At 64.4% G+C, this 2,343-nt stretch carries 2 protein-coding genes; one reads left to right on the plus strand and one right to left on the minus strand.

The genetic code is table 11. From position 1 onward, the window contains the following. Nucleotides 1-263 precede the first annotated feature (263 nt). On the plus strand, nt 264-1,538 hold the full coding sequence (gene icd, locus Mterra_RS20640) for an NADP-dependent isocitrate dehydrogenase (RefSeq protein ID WP_119316795.1): 1,275 nt from the start codon (nt 264-266) through the stop codon (nt 1,536-1,538). A 191-nt stretch (nt 1,539-1,729) separates the two neighbouring features. Here icd and mscL read toward each other — a convergent pair whose 3' ends face one another. After that, nucleotides 1,730-2,128, minus strand: a complete 399-nt coding sequence (mscL, locus tag Mterra_RS20645; protein WP_119316796.1) for a large conductance mechanosensitive channel protein MscL — start codon at nt 2,126-2,128, stop codon at nt 1,730-1,732. Nucleotides 2,129-2,343 lie beyond the last annotated feature (215 nt).

Consider the following 2,343-nt stretch of genomic DNA (forward strand, 5'->3'; position numbering starts at 1 on the left):
GCCCACCCCGCCGGCGGGGTGGGCTTATCCCCCCTAACCCCCCTTGCTAAGGGGGAAACAAGGCACCTCGCGTCTTGCGTCTTGCGTACGACGTAAGACGTAAGACACGCGTATTGCGTTTGGCGTTTGGCGTTTTGCGTTTGGCTTTTTGCGTACGACGTACGACCCACCACCCACGCCCCGCACCCGGCCATCCGCACATCCCCCTCACTTTGCACGGTATACCAGCCGTGGCTTATGCTCTTGACTCAGGAGGAAAAACAATGTCCTACCAACGCATCAAGGTGCCTGCGGGCGATAAGATTACCATCCAGGACGGCGTATTGCAGGTACCTGACCAGCCTATCGTCGGCTTCATCGAAGGTGACGGCACCGGACCCGACATCTGGCGGGCTTCGCAGCCGGTGCTCGACGCGGCCGTAGCCAAAGCCTACGGCGGGCGCCGGAAGATCGCCTGGGCCGAGATTTACGCGGGCGAGAAGGCCAACGAGGTGTACGGGGAGGTGATCTGGCTGCCCGAGGAGACGCTCGAGTTCATCCGCGAGTACCGCGTCGCCATCAAGGGCCCCCTCACCACCCCCGTCGGCGGGGGCATCCGCAGCATCAACGTGGCGCTGCGGCAGGAGCTCGACCTCTACGCCTGCGTGCGGCCGGTGCAGTGGTTCGAGGGCGTTCCCAGCCCCGTGCGCCACCCTGAGCTCGTCAACATGGTGATCTTCCGCGAGAACACCGAGGACATCTACGCGGGCATCGAGTGGGCGGCGGGGACGCCGGAGGTCAAGCAGATCCTCGAGTTCCTCCAGAGCCAGTTCCCCAAGGCCTACGGCAAGGTCCGCTTCCCCCAGACCGCAGGCATCGGCATCAAGCCCGTCTCCGAGGAGGGCACCCAGCGCCTGGTGGAGGCCGCCCTGGACTACGCCGTACACAACGACCTCCCTAGCGTGACGCTGGTGCACAAGGGCAACATCATGAAGTTCACCGAGGGCGCCTTCCGCGACTGGGGCTACGCCTTCGCCAAGGCCAAGTACGGCGCGACCGAGCTCGACGGCGGCCCCTGGCTCACCTTCAAGAACCCCAAGACGGGCAACACCATCACCGTCAAGGACATGATCGCCGACAACTTCTTACAGCAGATCCTGCTGCGCCCGGCCGAGTACTCGGTGATCGCCACCCTCAACCTCAACGGCGACTACATCTCCGACGCGCTCGCGGCCCAGGTCGGCGGCATCGGCATCGCGCCCGGCTCCAACGTCAACTACAAGACCGGCCACGCCGTCTTCGAGGCCACCCACGGCACGGCCCCCAAGTACGCGGGCAAGGACCAGGTCAACCCCTCCTCCGTCATCCTCTCCGGCGAGATGATGCTGCGCTACATGGGCTGGACCGAGGCCGCCGACCTCATCCTCCAGGCCATGACCAGGACCATCGCCCAGGGCCGCGTGACCTACGACTTCCACCGCCTGATGGTGGCCGAAGGGCGCCAGGCTACGCTGCTCAAGTGCAGCGAGTTCGGGCGGGCGTTGATCGAGAACATGTGAGGGGTCGGTAGTCAAAGCGTCGTGCGCCCTACGTCCTGCGTCGTACGCAAGACGCCAGACGCCTTGTTCCCCCCTTAGCAAGGGGGGTTAGGGGGGATAACCCTCCCTGCGTGCGGGGAGGACCGGGGAGGGTTTTCCAAAAGCCAAAAGCCACAAGCTGACCGTTGACGGCTGATGGCTGAACGCTTAGCTCAAGAATTCCGGTTCTTCAGCGCGTCCCGGATCTCCCGCAGCAGGATGATGTCTTCTGAGGGAACGGGCGGGCCGGCGGGGACTTCTTTGCGCTTGAGCAGGTCGGTCAGGCGCTTCATGGGGACGACGATGGCGAAGTAGATGACGGCGGCTTTGATGGTGAAGCTGATCAGGGCGTTGATGAAGTTGCCGACGGCGACGCCGCCCTCGCCCTGGGCGTTGGCGCCGATGCGGATCGAGGAAAAGTCGGGCTGGCCGCCGATGAGGCCGATGACGGGGGTGATGATGTCCTTGACCAGCGAGTCCACGACCGCGCTAAAAGCCGCGCCGATGACCACCGCCACCGCCAGGTCTACGACGTTGCCGCGGAAAATAAAGTCCCTGAAACCCTTGAGCATAGCTAACCTCCCTGGACGCCTCGAGCGGTCAAACGGCAGAGCCCGGCGATTGTTTGAGATTTTGGTGACGACTCCCCGTTCTTCAGAACGGGGCTTCTCGGTTCTCACGGGACGGCCCACGCCGTACCCATCCCCGAAGGCTCCGTCCGAGCCCATCTGCGGTCGGGTGCACGCCCCGACCGTGCCAGGACATTGATGGCCGCAGCCACATCCCG

This window comes from Calidithermus terrae (assembly GCF_003574345.1).
Taxonomy (GTDB): domain Bacteria; phylum Deinococcota; class Deinococci; order Deinococcales; family Thermaceae; genus Calidithermus; species Calidithermus chliarophilus.